A 15,810-nucleotide genomic window follows, 5' to 3' on the forward strand; every position below is an offset into this window, starting at 1 on the left:
TGAGGCGTCGCCTCCTCCCCGGCACGGCGCGACCCCGGACGATCCACCGGTCGTCGCTCTCGCACGCTCGCGGCGCTGGCGTGCGGTCAGCCTGGGGGAGTGATTCCACCGGACCCGCTCGCCGATCTCCTGGCCCGATCGCTCGCCGACGCGTCGGCGGTGCTCTTCCCGGTGAGTTGCGCCGGATGCGACGAACCCGACGTCGCGCTGTGCGACGCGTGCCGCGGCGCGCTCGCACCCACCGTGACGCGCGACCGTCTCGCGTCGGGGCTCGCGGTGTGGAGTGGCCTCGCATTCCAGGGAGTCGCGGCGCGCGTCATCCGCGCCCTCAAGGAGGAGGGCCGCACGGGCCTGGCGCGTCCCCTCGCAGTGCCGCTGCGCGGGGCTCTCATCGAGGCGGCGGCGACCGTCGGCGCAATCGATGCCCTCGTCCCCGTGCCGACTTCGAGGGCGGCGTACCGACGCCGCGGGTTCCGCGTGCCCGAGCTCGTCGCGCGGCGCACCGGCGTGCGCACCGAGCGACTGCTGGCACCCGCGCGGCGAACCGCCGACCAGCGCGGGCTCGGGATCGAGGCCCGTCGCGCGAACGTCAGCGGGAGCATGCGCGCGCGGGACATCGGCGCGCGCCGCGTGCTCGTGCTCGACGACGTGGTCACGACAGGCGCGACGCTCGACGAGGCCGCCCGCGCGCTGCGCACGGCCGGTGCGGACGTCGTCGGCGGTGTGTGCGTCGCCCGCACGCCGCGACACGCCCGGGTGACGTCATAAGTCGCTCGACGGGACTTTCCTCACGTGACACCCGGGCGGCACCGGGATAGCGTGGGTGTCAACAAGGCGACTGACCGGTCCGCCCTTGGCCGGGGGACCGGAGCAAGGAGGTCAAGGATGGAAACCAGCATCGTCGGCGTGGGTGTCGGTATCACCGATCGTTTCCGCACCGTGGTCGAAGAGAAGGCCGTCCGCATCGAGCACCTCGCGCCGCGCGCACAGCGCCTCGACGTCAAGGTCACGCACCAGGCGTACAAGAACGGACGCATGGAAGACGACACCGTCGAGCTGACGGTCACGGGCAAGGGTCCCATCGTGCGGGCCGAAGCGACCGACGGCGACAAGTTCGCCGCCCTCGACATGGCCGTCGACAAGCTGTGCCAGCAGCTCCGTCGCGCGAAGGAGAAGCGGGTCGACGCCCGTCAGCACCCCCGCGGGGCGAAGTTCCAGAACGGATCCCTGCAGGGCATCGACGTCCAGCCCGTGTCCGCCGACGTGCTCCACGCCGTCGCGACCGGCGAGATCCCCGTCATCGCAGGAGAGGACGGCGAGGGCGAATACACGCCGGTCGTCATCCGCACCAAGAACTTCGAGCCCGAGTGGCTCACCGTCGAAGAGGCCGTCGACCGCATGGAACTCGTCGGGCACGACTTCTTCCTCTTCATCGACGCGCGCACCGACCACCCGAGTGTCGTGTACCGCAGGAAGGGCTGGGACTACGGAGTGATCTCGCTGACGACGCAGGCCGCTCCCGAGCGCGCCGCCTCGTAGCACCACCGGTGACGCTCACGCGCACCCGCTGGGTGCCGATCGCGCTGCTCGTCGTCGTCGGGATAGCGGCGGGCATGCAGTTCGCGAAGGTCGCAGCCGTCTTCCTGCCCGTGGCTGCGGCCTTCGACGCCCCCGACACGGTCGCGGCGCTGTTCGTCTCGGCGCCCGCGATCGTCGGGATGGTGCTCGGGCTCACGGCGAGCGTGCTCGCCGCCCGCATCGGATTCCGCCGCGTCATCGTCGGCTGCCTCGCGATCGGCGCGATCCTGTCGCTCGTGCAGTCGTTCCTGCCGCCGCTTCCCGTCTTCCTCGGCGCTCGGGTGCTCGAAGGGATCGCCCACCTCGGGCTCGTCATCTCGTGCCCCGTGCTCATCATCCTTCTGAGCGCGCCGCGACACGTGTCGCTCGCGATGAGCCTGTGGGGCGCGTTCTTCGGACTGGCGTTCGCGTTCGCGGGATGGCTCGCGCCGATCGTCGAGCACGCGGGCGGCGTCGGCGCGGTGTTCCTCGGGCACGCGATCCTGCTCGCGGTGCTGCTCGCGGCGGTGCTGCTCGTGCTGCCGCACGTGCCGGGGGAGCAGCCGAACCGCGACGCGCACGCCGAAGGCTTCTTCCGTGCGCACGTCGACGCGTACCGGTCGCCACGGCAGTTCCTGCCGGGCGTCGTGTTCATCTTCCACACGCTCATGTACGTGCCGCTCGTGACGTTCGTGCCGCTCTTCGCCGAGGACGCGTCGATCGCGGGTGTCCTCCTCGTGTGGATGCCGCTCGTGAGCATCATCGGCACGATCGTCGCGGGCTTCGTGGGCCAGTACACGACGACCCCGCCGGTCGTGCTCATCGTCGGCTACGCGGGCGTCGCGGTGCTCGTCATCGCGACGTGGGCGCTGCTCGCGGGAGAGATCCCGATCCTGCTTGTGCCGCTCGCGCTCATGTTCTTCTCGGGCCTCATCCAGGGCGCGGCGTTCGGGCTGATCCCGTCGCTGTCGACCGACCCGACGGTCACCTCGCGCGCGAACGGCGTGCTGACGCAGCTCGGCAACCTCGGGTCGACGGTCGGCCCGCCCCTGTTCGCGTCGCTCATCGCCGGGACCGGTGCCGCGGGCTTCGCGCCCGTCATGTGGCTCGTCGTCGCGCTGTGCGTCGGCGGCGGCATCCTGAGCGCCATCGCGCTGCGGCTCACGGGCGCGCGACCGCTGCGGTCGTCGGTGCCCGACAAGGCCGGCTGACCGGATGCCGCGCGAGCGGCGCCGCCGCGGCATCCGTCTCAGTCGAAGATGCCGTCGAGGATGCTGCCGATGACGAGACCGCCGAGGATTCCGCCCATGAGGTCTCCGCCGCCGCGGCGGCCGCCCCAGCCCTGCTGCGGAGCGCCCCAGGGCGTCATCTCCTGCGGGCGAGCGGCGTCGATGTCGCGCTGCGCGAGCTGAAGGGCCTCTCCGGCGAGGAACGCGATGCGGCGGGCCATCGCCATCGCCTGCTCGCGGTGGTCCTCGTCGATGGAGGTCGCCGCGGCGGCCGACGTGCCGAGGTACCGGTCGAGGTCGACGCGCACGCGCTCCGCCTCGGCGAGGCGCGTGCGGGCGTCGGCGCCGATCCAGCCGCGGTGCCCCGCGATGACGTCGCGCGCGACGGCGAGCTGACGGTCGGCGTCGTCGATCGCGTGGCGCACGTGCTCGAGCGGGGGAATCGGACGGGCGGCGCGCTCGCGCGCAGCGGCGATCGCGGCATCGAGTGCCGAGTTCGCCTCGCGCAGGCGCGACAGATGGGTGAACGGATCGGTGTTGACGCCGGCCGCGGGAAGGGACGCGAGCGCCTCCTGCAGATCCGCGATCGCCTTCGACACCGCGGGAGTGTGCGGCTCCTTGAGCGCGGCCGCGATGTCGCCCCGCGAGTCCTCGATGATCGCCGCGAGAGTCGCCTCGGCGCGGAGCGCTTCGATCTCGAACGTCTCCACCGCGTCGACGAGGGTCGCCGCGCGGCGCACGGCCTCGGTGGAGGCCTCGAGTGCGAGGTTGGCCTGCTCGCGCTGGCCCGCCTCGCGGCGGCGCTCGGCCACGCCCGCGGAGTGCTCCGCGAACGACAGCAGCTGCTCGGCCTCGGCGGGGTTCGCCTCGATCTGCTTCATGGCGTCGGCCGAGTAGCGGGCGGAGAGGCGCTCGATCGTCGCACGGGCCTCGGAGAGACGGGAACGGAGGCGCACGGCATCCGCCCTCACTCCGGCGATGATCTCGGGAGCGCGACGTGCCCGCGCGATCGGCTCGGCGAGCGCGGCCGTCCGGTCATCGAGCAGGTCTTCCGCCCACTCGCACAGCTGCACGATGCGCGCGTTGCGCGTGCGCAGCTCTTCGGGGGTGTCGGGGATGTCGTCGTGGTTGAGCTGGTGGAGGTGGAACGCCTCCTGCATGTGCGTGCGCACCGCCTCGAGCGCCTCGCGCAGGTCTTTCGTGGGACCGGCGCCGAGTTCGGCCTCGGCGAACGCGAGCTCGTCGGTGGTCAGCCGGATGCGCTCATCCGCGGACACGAGCGCGCTGCGGGCGCGGCGGGCGAGATCGGCGTCCTGAGCCTCGAGCGCCGCCTTCTCTTCGCGCTTGCGTGCGCCCCAGAATCCCGCCATATCTCGATCCTACGGGCCAAGCTTGAAGGCGGCTGGGCGGGCGACGGGGGTGTGGAGAGCGGTCGAGACGGATGCCTCTCCTCAGCCGTCGCGGTCGGAGCGGTGGCGCGGCTTGCGCAGCGGCCGGTCGTCGTCGAAGCGCCGCGACGGTCGACGATCCTTCGCTCCGGGACCGCGATCCGACGACCGGTCGAAGCGCCGGCTCGGGCCGCCCGTGTCGAGGCGCAGCTGGATGAGCTGCCCCGAGATGCGCGTGCCCGACAGCCGGTCGAGCGTCTCGGGCGACAGGTCGGCCGGAAGCTCGACGAGCGAGAAGTCCGGGCGGATCTGGATCGCGCCGAAGTCGTCGCGGCGAAGGCCCCCCTCGTTCGCGAGGGCGCCGACGATCTGCCGCGGCTCGACGCGCTGACGGCGCCCGACGGCGATGCGATACGTCGCGAAGCCCTCGCGCGGCTTGCGGGGCCCGCGGTCGGGGCGCTCGCCTCGGGCGCTCTCGCGCTCGCCGTCCCGCTCGAACCGGCTGCCGCGCTCGCGGCGCTCCGGGCGTGCGCGCGGCTCGGGGTCGGGCTCGAGCAGCAGGCGCTCCTCACCCTGCGCGACGATCGCGAGGGCGGCGGCCACGTCGACCTCGGGCACATCGTGGTGGCGCACGTAGTGGGCGATGATGTCGCGGAAGCCCTCGATGCGCTCCGCCTCGGCGAGCGCCGCCGTGATGCGGTCGTCGAACCGCGCGAGGCGCGTGACGTTGACCTCGTCCACGCTCGGCAGCGGCATCTCGGTCAGCTCCTGACGCGTCGCGCGCTCGATCATGCGCACGAGCCCGCGCTCGCGCGGCGTGACGAAGCTGATCGCGTCGCCGGTGCGGCCCGCGCGGCCCGTCCGGCCGATGCGGTGCACGTACGACTCGGCGTCGGTCGGGATGTCGTAGTTCACCACGTGCGAGATGCGGTCGACGTCGAGGCCGCGCGCCGCGACATCCGTCGCCACCAGGATGTCGAGCTTGCCGGACTTCAGCTGGTTCACCGTGCGCTCGCGCTGCGGCTGCGCGATGTCGCCGTTGATCGCGGCGGCCGAGTAGCCGCGGGCGCGAAGCTTCTCGGCGATCTCCTCCGTGACGTTCTTCGTGCGGCCGAACACGATCATGCCGTCGAAGTTCTCGACCTCGAGGATGCGCGTCAGAGCGTCCATCTTCTGCTGCCACGGCACGACGAGATAGCGCTGCGTGATGTTCGCCGACGTCTTGGTCTTCGCCTTGACCGTGATCTCTTCGGGGTCGTTCAGGTACTGCTGCGACATGCGGCGGATCGTCGCGGGCATCGTCGCCGAGAAGAGGGCGACCTGCTTCGTCGCGGGGGTCTCGGCGAGGATCGTCTCGACGTCCTCGGCGAAGCCCATCTTGAGCATCTCGTCGGCCTCGTCGAGCACGAGGTACTTGAGCTCCGACAGGTCCAGCGTGCCCTTGTCGAGGTGGTCGATGATGCGGCCCGGCGTGCCGACGACGATGTGCACGCCGCGCCGCAGCGCCGACAGCTGCACGCCGTAGCCCTGCCCGCCGTAGACCGGGAGGACGTGCACGCCCTTCAGGTGCGACGCGTACTTCTCGAACGCCTCGCACACCTGCAGCGCGAGCTCGCGCGTCGGGGCGAGCACGAGCGCCTGCGGGGTCTTCTGCGACAGCTCGAGCCGGTCGATGATGGGCAGCGCGAACGCGGCGGTCTTGCCTGTCCCGGTCTGGGCGAGGCCCACGACATCGCGGCCGGCCAGCAGCGGGGGGATCGTCGCGGCCTGGATGGCGGAAGGGGTCTCGTACCCCACATCGCGCAGCGCCTTGAGCACCGCATCGCCCAGCGCGAGCTCTGAGAACGTCATCGGCGCGGGCTCGGCAGGGGCCTCGGCGTCGATCGGGGTCTGGTCAGTGGACACAGTTCAGGCTAATGCGGGCCGCCTGTGAAGCGACAGGACGCCTGCGACCTCGGCTCGCTCAACGGGTGGCCGTTGCCGCGGGCCGCCCGCGCTTCGGCCGGATCGTCGAAAGCTCGAGCCCCATCGCGTGGTGGGGGTGCTCCGCGAGGCGCCGCTCGGCGTGATCGAGCCAGCGCAGCTCGGCCTCCGCCTGGAACGTCATCGCGTCGCGCACGAGCGACCACGCGATGCCCTCCGGCCCTTCGGCATCGCCTCCCGGATAGGTCGCCGCGCGCAGCGCGTCCAGACGCGTGCGGGACGCTCGGCGCTGCACATCGACGATGCCGCCGACGTCGACGCCCGGAAGGGTCGCGGCCATTGCGAGCTTGATCGCGAGCTCGTCGCGCGTGCCCGCGGGGCGCTCGACGGGGGAGGCCAGCCATTCCCGCACGGCGGCGGAACCGGCATCCGTGATCTGCCAGTACACGTGGCCGTGCTCATCCGGCGCGCCCTTCTCGACGAGCCCGTCGCGCTCGAGCCGGTCGAGCGTGTTGTAGATCTGTCCCACATTGAGCGGCCACGTCGACCCCGTGCGCCGGTCGAACTCTGCCCGCAGCTGGTAGCCGTAGCAGGGCCCCTGATCGAGGATCGCCAAGAGGCTCTGCCGCACCGACATGCGCTCTCCCATCCGTCACGCGTGCATACCGCGTATGTGATTGCCGAGTATATGATTACCCCGCCCTCCACACCCAGCGCACACCAAGGTCACGGGCGGATAACATAGGCAGGTATGCCCGCGGGGCGCCCGACGGCGTGCGCGCGGGAGCGGCGGTCGCCGCACAGCCCGACAGATGGAGACACTCCGTGGCCAACCCTCTCGAGAAACTGCTCCGCGCCGGTGAAGGACGCCTCCTCCGCCGGCTTCAGCAGGTGGTGAAGGCCGTCAACGCCCTCGAAGAGGACTACGCGCAGCTCACCGACGAGGAGCTGCGCGGCGAGACCGCGGAGCTCCGCGCGCGCTACGACGGCGGCGAATCGCTCGACCGCCTCATGCCCGAGGCCTTCGCTGCCGTGCGCGAGGCGGCCAAGCGCACGATCGGCCAGCGCCACTACGACGTCCAGATCATGGGCGGCGCGGCTCTGCACCTCGGCAACATCGCCGAGATGAAGACCGGTGAAGGAAAGACGCTCGTCGCGACGCTCCCCGCGTACCTCAACGCGATCGCCGGCAAGGGCGTGCACATCGTCACGGTCAACGACTTCCTCGCGTCGTACCAGTCCGACCTCATGGGCCGCATCTACCGCGCGCTCGGCATGACGACCGGCACGATTGTCGCCGGGCAGACGCCCGAGGTCCGCCGTGAGCAGTACAACGCCGATATCACCTACGGCACGAACAACGAGTTCGGCTTCGACTACCTGCGCGACAACATGGCCTGGCGCAAGGAGGACCTCGTCCAGCGCGGCCACTTCTTCGCGATCGTCGACGAGGTCGACTCGATCCTCATCGACGAGGCGCGCACGCCGCTGATCATCTCCGGTCCGTCGTCGGGTGAGGCGAACCGCTGGTTCGTCGAGTTCGCGAAGATCGCGCGCACGCTCGAGCCCGGCGTCGACTATGAGGTCGACGAGAAGAAGCGCACCGTCGGCGTGCTCGAGCCCGGCATCGAGAAGGTCGAGGACTACCTCGGCATCGACAACCTGTACGAGTCGGCGAACACGCCGCTCATCTCGTTCCTCAACAACTCGCTCAAGGCGCTCGCGCTGTTCAAGCGCGACACCGACTACGTCGTGATGAACGACGAGGTCATGATCGTCGACGAGCACACCGGCCGCATCCTCGTCGGCCGGCGCTACAACGAGGGCGTCCACCAGGCGATCGAGGCCAAGGAGGGCGTGCCCGTCAAGGCCGAGAACCAGACGCTCGCGACCGTGACTCTGCAGAACTACTTCCGTCTGTACGAGAAGCTCTCGGGCATGACCGGCACCGCCGAGACCGAGGCGGCCGAGTTCATGTCGACGTACAAGCTCGGCGTCGTCCAGATTCCGACGAACAAGCCCATGATCCGCAAGGACATGCCCGACCTCGTGTACAAGAACGAGGAGGCGAAGTTCGCGCAGGTCGTCGAAGACATCGCCCGTCGCCACGAGACCGGCCAGCCCGTGCTCGTCGGCACGGTCAGCGTCGAGAAGAGCGAGTACCTCTCGCGCCTGCTCGCGAAGAAGGGCATCAAGCACGAGGTCCTCAACGCGAAGAACCACGCGCGTGAGGCCGAGATCGTCGCCCGCGCCGGTCGCCTGGGCGCCGTCACAGTCGCGACGAACATGGCCGGTCGCGGTACCGACATCATGCTCGGCGGGAACGCCGAGTTCCTCGCGGTGCAGGAGATGAAGGCGCGCGGTCTCGACCCCGTCGAGACGCCCGAGGAGTACGAAGCCGAGTGGGACGCCGTCTACGCCGACGTGCGCGACAAGGTGGCCGCCGAGGCGGAGAAGGTCGTCCAGGTCGGCGGCCTGTACGTGCTCGGCACCGAACGCCACGAGTCCCGCCGCATCGACAACCAGCTGCGCGGTCGCTCCGGCCGTCAGGGCGACCCGGGTGAGAGTCGCTTCTACCTCTCGCTCACCGACGACCTCATGCGCCTGTTCCAGTCGGGTGCCGCCGAGGCGATCCTCGCCCGAACGAACTTCCCCGACGACGTCGCGATCGAGTCGGGCATGGTCACGCGCGCCATCAAGAGCGCGCAGGCGCAGGTCGAGGCGCGCAACGCCGAGATCCGCAAGAACGTCCTCAAGTACGACGACGTCCTCAACCGGCAGCGCGAGGCGATCTACTCCGACCGCCGGCACATCCTGCAGGGCGACGACATCGCCGACCGCGTGCAGCACTTCATCGAGGATGCGATCAACGCGATCATCGACGACCACACGGGGTCGGGTCACAGCGAGAACTGGGACTTCGATGCGCTGTGGACCGAGCTGAAGACCCTGTACCCCGTCGGCGTCACGATCGACGAGGTCGTCGCCGAGGCCGCGGGCCGCAAGGGAGGCATCACCGCCGAGGGGCTCAAGCGCGAGATCCTCTCCGACGCGAAGATCGCCTACCAGAAGCGCGAGGAGCAGCTCGGATCGGCCGCGATGCGCGAGCTCGAGCGCCGCGTCGTGCTGCAGGTGCTCGACCGTCGCTGGCGCGACCACCTCTACGAGATGGACTACCTCAAGGACGGCATCGGCCTGCGCGCGATGGCCCAGCGCGACCCGCTCATCGAGTACCAGCGCGAGGGTTACCAGATGTTCCAGGCGATGATGGGCCAGATCAAGGAGGAGTCGGTCGGCTACCTCTACAACCTCGAGGTCGAGGTCCGTCGCGCCGGTGAGGGCGAGCAGGCGACGCAGGTCGAGGCGAAGGGGCTCAGTGCACCGACCGTCGACGGCCAGCGCCTGCAGTACACCGCCGCGAACGACGCGGGCGAGGTCGAGGTGCGCAACGATCGCGGACAGGTGCAGCAGGCGGCGACGCGTCTGCGCCGTGCGGCCGCCGCGGCCGCTCAGGCCCCCGCGCAGCAGCCGCAGGCTCCCGCCGCCGAGGCCCCGCGCGGCGCCTTCGGCCAGCGCACCGACGGTTCCGATCAGCCCGCTTCGCAGCAGGCGCCGATGAACCGCGCGCAGCGCCGCGCCGCCGAGCGCAAGCGCTGAGCAACAGTCTCGACGGGTGGCCCGGGGCGGACGCCCCGGGCCACCTTCCGTCGATTGGACCTCTGACCTCGCGGATATCCTGAGACGATGACCCTCCGTCCCCTCGATCAGTCCAGCAAGCTCAAGGGCGTTCTCTACGAGATCCGCGGGCAGGCACTGGTGGAGGCCGACCGGCTCGAGTCGGAGGGCCACACGATCCTCAAGCTCAATACGGGCAACCCCGCGACGTTCGGCTTCGAGGCGCCGTTCCAGATCGTGCGCGACATGATCGAGGCGATGCCGCACGCCCACGGCTACAGCGACAGCCGTGGCATCATGTCCGCGCGACGCGCCGTCGTGTCGCGGTACGAGCAGGTCCCCGGGTTCCCGCTGTTCGACCCCGACGACGTCTACCTCGGCAACGGCGTGTCCGAGCTCATCACGATGACGATGCAGGCGCTGCTCGACGAGGGCGACGAGGTGCTCATCCCGGCGCCGGACTATCCACTGTGGACGGCGATGACGAGCCTCGCCGACGGTACACCGGTGCACTACCTGTGCGACGGCCAGAACGGGTGGCAGCCCGACCTCGAAGACATCCGGTCCAAGATCACTCCGCGAACCAAAGCGATCGTGGTGATCAACCCGAACAACCCCACCGGCGCGGTGTACACGCGCGAAGTGCTCGAGGGGATCGTCGAGATCGCGCGCGAGCACTCGCTGCTGCTGCTGTCCGACGAGATCTACGACCGCATCCTGTACGACGACGCCGAGCACATTCCGCTCGCGACGCTCGCGCCCGACTTGCTGTGCCTGACCTTCAACGGCCTGTCGAAGACCTACCGTGTTGCGGGATACCGGTCGGGGTGGCTCGTCATCACAGGCCCGAAGAAGCACGCGGCCGGGTTCCTCGAGGGCATCCAGCTGCTCGCCTCCACGCGCCTGTGCCCGAACGTGCCGGCTCAGCACGCCGTCCAGGCCGCGCTGTCGGGCGTCCAGTCGATCGACGCGCTCATCGCGCCCTCCGGGCGCCTGCACGAGCAGCGCGATGCCGCGTGGCGCACGCTCGAATCCATCCCCGGAGTGTCGTGCCACCGCCCGGAGGGCGCGCTCTATGCGTTCCCGCGCCTCGACCCCGAGGTGTACGAGATCCGCGACGACGCCAAGCTCGTCTACGACTTCCTCGTCGCGGAGCACGTCCTGCTCGTGCAGGGGACAGGCTTCAACTGGCCGACGCCCGATCACCTGCGCATCGTGACGCTCCCCGAGGCGCGGGTGCTCACCGAGGCGATCGAGCGGCTGGGCAACTTCCTCGCTTCGTACGAGCAGTGATCGCGGATGCGGTGCCCCGCGAGAACGGGGGGCGGAGCATCCGTCAAGACCCTGCCGATGGCCGCGTGGGCGACGTAACGTCGCGCGCATGGCCATCGAACTGAACCAACCCGCACTGAAGCACGCCCGCGCGCTCATCCGCGAGGGAAAGGTCGTCAAGGATGAGCGGGACGACTGGTCGGAAGCCGCGCCCACCGCCGATGAGGAGAACGCCTTCATCGAGCGCGAGGGGTGGACCGAGTTCTCGCACTGGCACCTCGGCATCGACAAGTCCGAGAACCGCGAGACGAAGCAGGCGTACTCGTTCCCGTTCGGCGACTTCCGCAAGGTGCACCGGTCGGGCGTCATCTCGGCGGAGAGCCGCGCCGGTCAGTACGACCACACGGAGATCCGCGACGCGCTCAAGAAGCTGCTCGAGCTGATCGACGAGGACTGAGGCCCGCCGGCGCCCACAGCGGGCGGGACTCAGCCCTCGGTTCTCACAGCAGCGCGAGCGACGTCGCGCGCCAGCGCCGGTCGGTGCCCTCGAGCCGCATCGCCACCGCGCGGGTGCGCGCGGGTCCGGCGACGATCACCACGCCCTCGACGATGCCGTCGGCGGGGGAGGAGTGATGCACGGACAGGATCGCGTGGACCGGTCGCGTCGCGGGCACGCCGCGTGCGCTTCGTGCGCGGGCGGCGAGGTTCGAGCGCGTCACCAGTTTGCGGTACGCGTCTTCGCTCAGCCAGCGCGCGAGCTGGTCGACGTCGCGTACGCCGGCGAACACCTCGAGTACGCCGACCGTGAGGTTGCGCAGGAGCGGCGCCGGGTCTGGGAGCGCCGCGGTCGAGGTTCGCTGGGGTGCGAAGTGCCGGGTGATGTCAAACGGATCGTCTCTTGGGTATGCGCGGGCGGCGCCCGCGGGCATCGTTGCCATGCGTGACCTATCTCGACGTGGGGGGATGTCGATCGGGAGGGGGGTGTCCTCAGTAGAACACGAACGAACTCTCAGGAGAAATTCAGGTTCGGGACGCTGTGGATAACTGCGAGTGGGCCGCGGTGCGTGTCCTACGCTCGCGTGGTGCGCTGGGATCGCTTCTTCGACGACCTCGAGGCGCAGTTCGCCTCGGAGTGGGAGGCGGAGCGCGCCGCGCTCGACACCGAGGCCGAGCGCCTGCGCTTGTCGCGCGTACCCCTGCGCGATCGCGTCGCGGCCCTCCGGGGCCGTGAGCGGACCGGGACTGCGCCGTCGTTCGAGTTCACGGACGGCGCGGTGATCGCCGCCGAGGTCTCCAGCATCGGGGCCGATTGGGTCGCACTCGATCCCGTCGATTCGCGTGCGGGCGCCGTGCTCGTGCCTCTCGCGTCGATCGTGGCGATCGGCGCCGGCCACGCCGACATCCTGCGCAGCGCGCGTCCGGTCGAGGCCCGTTCGTCGCTCACCGACCGGATGACGCTCGGCTTCGTCCTGCGCGATCTCGTGCGCCGCCGTGCCGGGGTTGCGGTGCACCTCGCCACGGGCCGGGCGCTCACCGGCACGATCGACCGCGCCGGGGCCGACCACCTCGACCTCGCTCTGCATGAGGCGGGTGCGCCGCGACGCGCGTCGGACGTCATCGGCTACCGCCTGATCCCGTTCTCGTCGATCGCGTGGGTGCGCCTCGATGCGCCCGCCGGCGTGATCTGACGGGACGGATGCCTCAGTCGGCGTTGCGGACGACGCCGGTGCCCCACAGCTCGGGGAAGCTCGCCTCGTTCGACTCGCGCCACAGGGCGGCGAGCCGCTCTTCTTCGACGAGATCGTCGAGGTACTCGTTGACGCTGCGGGCGAAGATGCGCAGCTGCGAGGCCGATCCGATCCGCACGCCGCGGATGCGGGCCGTCCGGACGAGCTCGACGACCTCGTCGACCGAGACGCCGAGAAGCTCGGCGACCTGCGCCGGGGCGAGCAGCCGGGAGTCGGACGGGGTCGCGGACATGTCTCCGATTATCGTGGCCACGCGGGGTGTGCGGCATGTCGGATCCCGGTCTGTGGATAACCGAGAAGGGTGCTCGACGGCCTGCGTCACGATGGTTGGCATGACCGCGATCGACGCCACCCGACCACGCCCGAAGCCGTTCTGGTCCGACGCCCGTTTCCTCATCGGCGTGGTCCTGGTCGTCGCGTCGATCGCGGGTGTGTGGTTCGTCGTCTCGGCCTCGCGTCAGACCGCTCCGGTGCTCGCCGCGGCCCGCACGATCGTGGCGGGCCAGGCAGTCAGCGCCGACGACGTCCGCACGATCGATGTCGCGCTCGGGCGCACCGTCGACGCGTACCTCGCGCCCGACGAGCTGGCCGACGGGGTCATCGCGACGCGCACGATCGAGTCCGGCGAGCTCGTGCCGCTGAGCGCCGTGGGTGACGCGGCGCGCTCCGACACGACGAACGTCGTCGTGCGCAGCGCCGTCGACGTGCCCGAGTCGGTGCGCACCGGTTCGCTCGTCGAGGTCTGGGCCGCGCCGCTCATCGAGCGCGGTCGCTACGAGACGCCGCGCATTCTCGTGGCCGACGCGTCGGTCGTGTCGGTCACGCGCGACGAGGGGGTCATCGGCGGGGCATCCGCCGCTCTCGAGCTCGTCGTCCCCCGCGCCGACGTCGCGGACCTCCTCGCGGCCATGTCCGATGACTCGGCGCTGTCGATCGTCCCCGCGGCGGCGGCGCGATGAGGATCCTCGTCGCGGTCGACGAGCCGTGGTCCGAGGGCCTCGCCGCGGGGCTCGAGCGCGAGGGTGTCGAGGTGGCGGCGGTCGTCCCCGCATCCGCCCTGTCGCTCGCCGCAGGCGGACCCACCGCGTTCACCGCCGACGACGTCGGGTCGACCGGCGACCTCCTCCACGACGTCGACGTCGTGGTGCTGCAGGCATCGCGCGAGACGCTCACTGCTGACGTCGTCGCGCTGTGCGACCGCCGTGGCGTGCGGATCGCTCCGCTGAGCGCGGCAGCGGGTGACGAGCGGGTCGCGGGGCTGTTCGGCCTCCCTCCGGCGATGCCCGTCGACGTCGAGCCGTGGCGCCTCGCCGAGACCCTCGAGACACCGCGGCTCGCGTCCGCGCGAGTCGAGCCCGCACCGCGGGCTGTCCGAGGCGCCTCGCACGCCGAAGACGTTCTTCCGCCGGCGGTCCCGCACGTCGAGGCGTGGCCTGCCGAGCCCGAGGGTGCAGGGCTCACCGTCGGTCCGGACGCGCCACGACTGATCGTCGTGTGGGGTCCGGCGGGTTCACCGGGTCGCACGACCGTCGCGATCGACCTGGCTCTCGAGCTGGCGCGGGGCGGCCGGCACGTCGGTCTCGTCGACGCGGACTCGCACGCGCCGTCGCTCGCGCTCGTGCTCGGGCTCGCCGATGAGGGGCCCGGCTTCGCCGCCGCGTGCCGCCAGGCCGAGCTCGGCGGGCTCGACGCGCGCGAGCTCACACGCATCGCGACTCCGCTCGGTCGATCCGGCGTCGACGTGCTCACCGGCATCAACCGCCCGTCGCGGTGGCCCGAGCTGAGCGACACGCGAGTCGCGGGCGCACTCGCGGCGTGCCGCGACTGGGCGGATCACACCGTGGTCGACGTCGCGGCCCCGCTCGAGCGCGACGAGGAGATCGTGAGCGACCTCGCGGGGCCCCGACGCAACGCCGCGACACTCGCCGCGCTGCGCAGCGCCGACCTCGTGATCGCCGTCGTCGGCGCCGACCCGGTCGGCGTGTCCCGGTTCCTTCGCGCCTACCCCGACCTGCGCTCGACGATCGGCGCGACGCCCGTCGCGGTCGTCGCGAACCGGCTTCGCGGCGGCACGCTCGGGATCGACGCCCGCGGTCAGGTCCGGCGCACGCTCGACCGGTTCGCCGGGATCGAGGACGTGTGGTTCGTGCCGTCCGATCCCAAGGCGGCGGATGCCTCGCTCCTCGCCGCGCGTCCGATCGCCGAGGTCGCTCGGCGATCGCCGTTCACGCTCGCGCTGCGGCGGTTCGTGGGCGAGGCGGTCCTCCCGCCCGTGGCGCCGGCGGCGCGGCGCGCGCCTCGTCGCCCACGCCGACAGCGGGACGCAGCGGTCGCGGGCTGAGCCTCCGTCGTGCGGCCGCAAGGGCCGCGGAACGCGGCATCCGCCCCTCGCCTCTAGGCTGGACGGGTGTCGACGCTCAGCGATCTCGTGTACGCCCAAGGCCTGTCGAGCGAAGCGGATGTCGAATGGCTGCACCGCCTCGCCGGGGACGGTCAGCTGCTCGCCGACCTCGCCTTCGCCGACATCGTGATCTGGGCGCCCACCGCGGACGACTCGTTCATCGCCGTCGCGCACACGCGCCCGAGCAGCGCCGCGACGCTCTTCTACCGCGACATCGTCGGCGACCGTGTGCGGCCGCAGTGGCGCACCCAGGTGCGCGACGCGTTCACGACCGTGCGAATCGTCGACTCCGCGTCGCCCGACTGGTTCGAAGAGACTCCGACGCGCGTGCGCGCCGTGCCGATCGTGCGCGAGCCCACCCAGTCGGGTGAGGAGCCGAAGGTCATCGGCGTGCTCACGCGACACACGAACCTCGGCGAGACGCGCACGCCGTCGCGTCAGCAGATCACGTTCAACGACTGCGCCGACGACCTGTTCGGCATGATCGCGACGGGCGATTTTCCCGACCTGTCGGCGCCGACCGGCCCGCGTCGCGGTGCGCCGCGCGCGTCGGACGGGCTCATCCGCCTCGACGTCGACGGCATCACGACCTTCGCGAGCCCGAACGCGCTCTCGGC

General features: G+C 71.0%; 15 protein-coding genes. 10 read left to right on the forward strand and 5 right to left on the reverse strand.

Features of this window, described 5'->3' with window-relative positions:
* Nucleotides 1–99: 99 nt before the first annotated feature.
* From VFF97_RS00510 to VFF97_RS00520, 3 genes are all read left to right on the forward strand, one after another.
* A complete protein-coding gene (locus tag VFF97_RS00510; RefSeq protein WP_325031533.1) occupies nucleotides 100–768 on the forward strand; it encodes a ComF family protein in 669 nt (222 codons plus the stop codon).
* A gap of 117 nt (nucleotides 769–885) precedes the next feature.
* Nucleotides 886–1,539 carry a ribosome hibernation-promoting factor, HPF/YfiA family gene (hpf, locus tag VFF97_RS00515; protein WP_325031534.1) on the forward strand — a complete coding sequence of 218 codons (654 nt, stop codon included), beginning with the start codon at nucleotides 886–888 and terminating at the stop codon, nucleotides 1,537–1,539.
* A gap of 8 nt (nucleotides 1,540–1,547) precedes the next feature.
* Nucleotides 1,548–2,768 (forward strand): MFS transporter, encoded by a 1,221-nt coding sequence (locus VFF97_RS00520; RefSeq protein WP_325031535.1) that lies wholly within the window; start codon nucleotides 1,548–1,550, stop codon nucleotides 2,766–2,768.
* Nucleotides 2,769–2,806: 38 nt separating this feature from the next.
* Here VFF97_RS00520 and VFF97_RS00525 read toward each other — a convergent pair whose 3' ends face one another.
* The 3 genes from VFF97_RS00525 to VFF97_RS00535 form a co-directional block, all read right to left on the reverse strand.
* Entirely contained in the window at nucleotides 2,807–4,156 is a 1,350-nt protein-coding gene (locus tag VFF97_RS00525; protein ID WP_325031536.1) for a hypothetical protein, read from the reverse strand.
* An 81-nt stretch (nucleotides 4,157–4,237) separates the two neighbouring features.
* Complete coding sequence (locus VFF97_RS00530) at nucleotides 4,238–6,079, reverse strand: DEAD/DEAH box helicase (RefSeq protein ID WP_414684204.1); 1,842 nt, start codon at nucleotides 6,077–6,079, stop codon at nucleotides 4,238–4,240.
* Between the two features lie 58 nt (nucleotides 6,080–6,137).
* Nucleotides 6,138–6,734, reverse strand: a complete 597-nt coding sequence (locus tag VFF97_RS00535) for a PadR family transcriptional regulator (RefSeq protein WP_325031537.1) — start codon at nucleotides 6,732–6,734, stop codon at nucleotides 6,138–6,140.
* A gap of 188 nt (nucleotides 6,735–6,922) precedes the next feature.
* On the opposite strand from VFF97_RS00535, the gene secA reads away from it, so the two are divergent.
* From secA to VFF97_RS00550, 3 genes are all read left to right on the forward strand, one after another.
* Nucleotides 6,923–9,754 (forward strand): preprotein translocase subunit SecA, encoded by a 2,832-nt coding sequence (secA, locus tag VFF97_RS00540; protein ID WP_325031538.1) that lies wholly within the window; start codon nucleotides 6,923–6,925, stop codon nucleotides 9,752–9,754.
* 87 nt (nucleotides 9,755–9,841) lie between these two features.
* Complete coding sequence (locus VFF97_RS00545; RefSeq protein WP_325031539.1) at nucleotides 9,842–11,065, forward strand: pyridoxal phosphate-dependent aminotransferase; 1,224 nt, start codon at nucleotides 9,842–9,844, stop codon at nucleotides 11,063–11,065.
* An 88-nt stretch (nucleotides 11,066–11,153) separates the two neighbouring features.
* A complete protein-coding gene (locus VFF97_RS00550; protein ID WP_325031540.1) occupies nucleotides 11,154–11,501 on the forward strand; it encodes a hypothetical protein in 348 nt (115 codons plus the stop codon).
* Nucleotides 11,502–11,544: 43 nt separating this feature from the next.
* On the opposite strand, the gene VFF97_RS00555 is transcribed toward VFF97_RS00550, so the two are convergent.
* Entirely contained in the window at nucleotides 11,545–11,973 is a 429-nt protein-coding gene (locus VFF97_RS00555) for an Rv3235 family protein (RefSeq protein ID WP_414684205.1), read from the reverse strand.
* A gap of 153 nt (nucleotides 11,974–12,126) precedes the next feature.
* Here VFF97_RS00555 and VFF97_RS00560 point away from each other — a divergent pair, with 153 nt between their 5' ends.
* Complete coding sequence (locus tag VFF97_RS00560; RefSeq protein WP_325031542.1) at nucleotides 12,127–12,732, forward strand: hypothetical protein; 606 nt, start codon at nucleotides 12,127–12,129, stop codon at nucleotides 12,730–12,732.
* A gap of 13 nt (nucleotides 12,733–12,745) precedes the next feature.
* On the opposite strand, the gene VFF97_RS00565 is transcribed toward VFF97_RS00560, so the two are convergent.
* The gene (locus tag VFF97_RS00565; RefSeq protein WP_325031543.1) at nucleotides 12,746–13,024 is read right to left on the reverse strand and encodes a helix-turn-helix domain-containing protein; all 279 of its coding nucleotides are present in this window, start codon (nucleotides 13,022–13,024) and stop codon (nucleotides 12,746–12,748) included.
* A 100-nt stretch (nucleotides 13,025–13,124) separates the two neighbouring features.
* Between VFF97_RS00565 and VFF97_RS00570 the strand changes: the two genes are divergently transcribed.
* The 3 genes from VFF97_RS00570 to VFF97_RS00580 form a co-directional block, all read left to right on the forward strand.
* The gene (locus VFF97_RS00570; RefSeq protein ID WP_325031544.1) at nucleotides 13,125–13,751 is read left to right on the forward strand and encodes an SAF domain-containing protein; all 627 of its coding nucleotides are present in this window, start codon (nucleotides 13,125–13,127) and stop codon (nucleotides 13,749–13,751) included.
* Complete coding sequence (locus VFF97_RS00575; protein ID WP_325031545.1) at nucleotides 13,748–15,133, forward strand: AAA family ATPase; 1,386 nt, start codon at nucleotides 13,748–13,750, stop codon at nucleotides 15,131–15,133. Before VFF97_RS00570 ends, VFF97_RS00575 begins: the two co-directional genes overlap by 4 nt.
* A 66-nt stretch (nucleotides 15,134–15,199) precedes the next feature.
* Nucleotides 15,200–15,810, forward strand: a 611-nt coding sequence (locus VFF97_RS00580; protein ID WP_325031546.1) for a histidine kinase N-terminal domain-containing protein, incomplete at its 3' end; no start/stop codon positions are given.

Source organism: Microbacterium sp., from assembly GCF_035687345.1.
Taxonomy (GTDB): domain Bacteria; phylum Actinomycetota; class Actinomycetes; order Actinomycetales; family Microbacteriaceae; genus Microbacterium.

What these genes read in the sequence shown, in the direction of transcription:
- hpf (WP_325031534.1), top strand. Translation starts at nt 886, where the DNA reads ATGGAAACCAGCATCGTCGGCGTGGGTGTCGGTATCACCGATCGTTTC.
- VFF97_RS00525 (WP_325031536.1), bottom strand. Translation starts at nt 4,156, where the DNA reads ATGGCGGGATTCTGGGGCGCACGCAAGCGCGAAGAGAAGGCGGCGCTC.
- VFF97_RS00535 (WP_325031537.1), bottom strand. Translation starts at nt 6,734, where the DNA reads ATGTCGGTGCGGCAGAGCCTCTTGGCGATCCTCGATCAGGGGCCCTGC.
- VFF97_RS00545 (WP_325031539.1), top strand. Translation starts at nt 9,842, where the DNA reads ATGACCCTCCGTCCCCTCGATCAGTCCAGCAAGCTCAAGGGCGTTCTC.
- VFF97_RS00550 (WP_325031540.1), top strand. Translation starts at nt 11,154, where the DNA reads ATGGCCATCGAACTGAACCAACCCGCACTGAAGCACGCCCGCGCGCTC.
- VFF97_RS00555 (WP_414684205.1), bottom strand. Translation starts at nt 11,973, where the DNA reads ATGCCCGCGGGCGCCGCCCGCGCATACCCAAGAGACGATCCGTTTGAC.
- VFF97_RS00565 (WP_325031543.1), bottom strand. Translation starts at nt 13,024, where the DNA reads ATGTCCGCGACCCCGTCCGACTCCCGGCTGCTCGCCCCGGCGCAGGTC.
- VFF97_RS00570 (WP_325031544.1), top strand. Translation starts at nt 13,125, where the DNA reads ATGACCGCGATCGACGCCACCCGACCACGCCCGAAGCCGTTCTGGTCC.
- VFF97_RS00575 (WP_325031545.1), top strand. Translation starts at nt 13,748, where the DNA reads ATGAGGATCCTCGTCGCGGTCGACGAGCCGTGGTCCGAGGGCCTCGCC.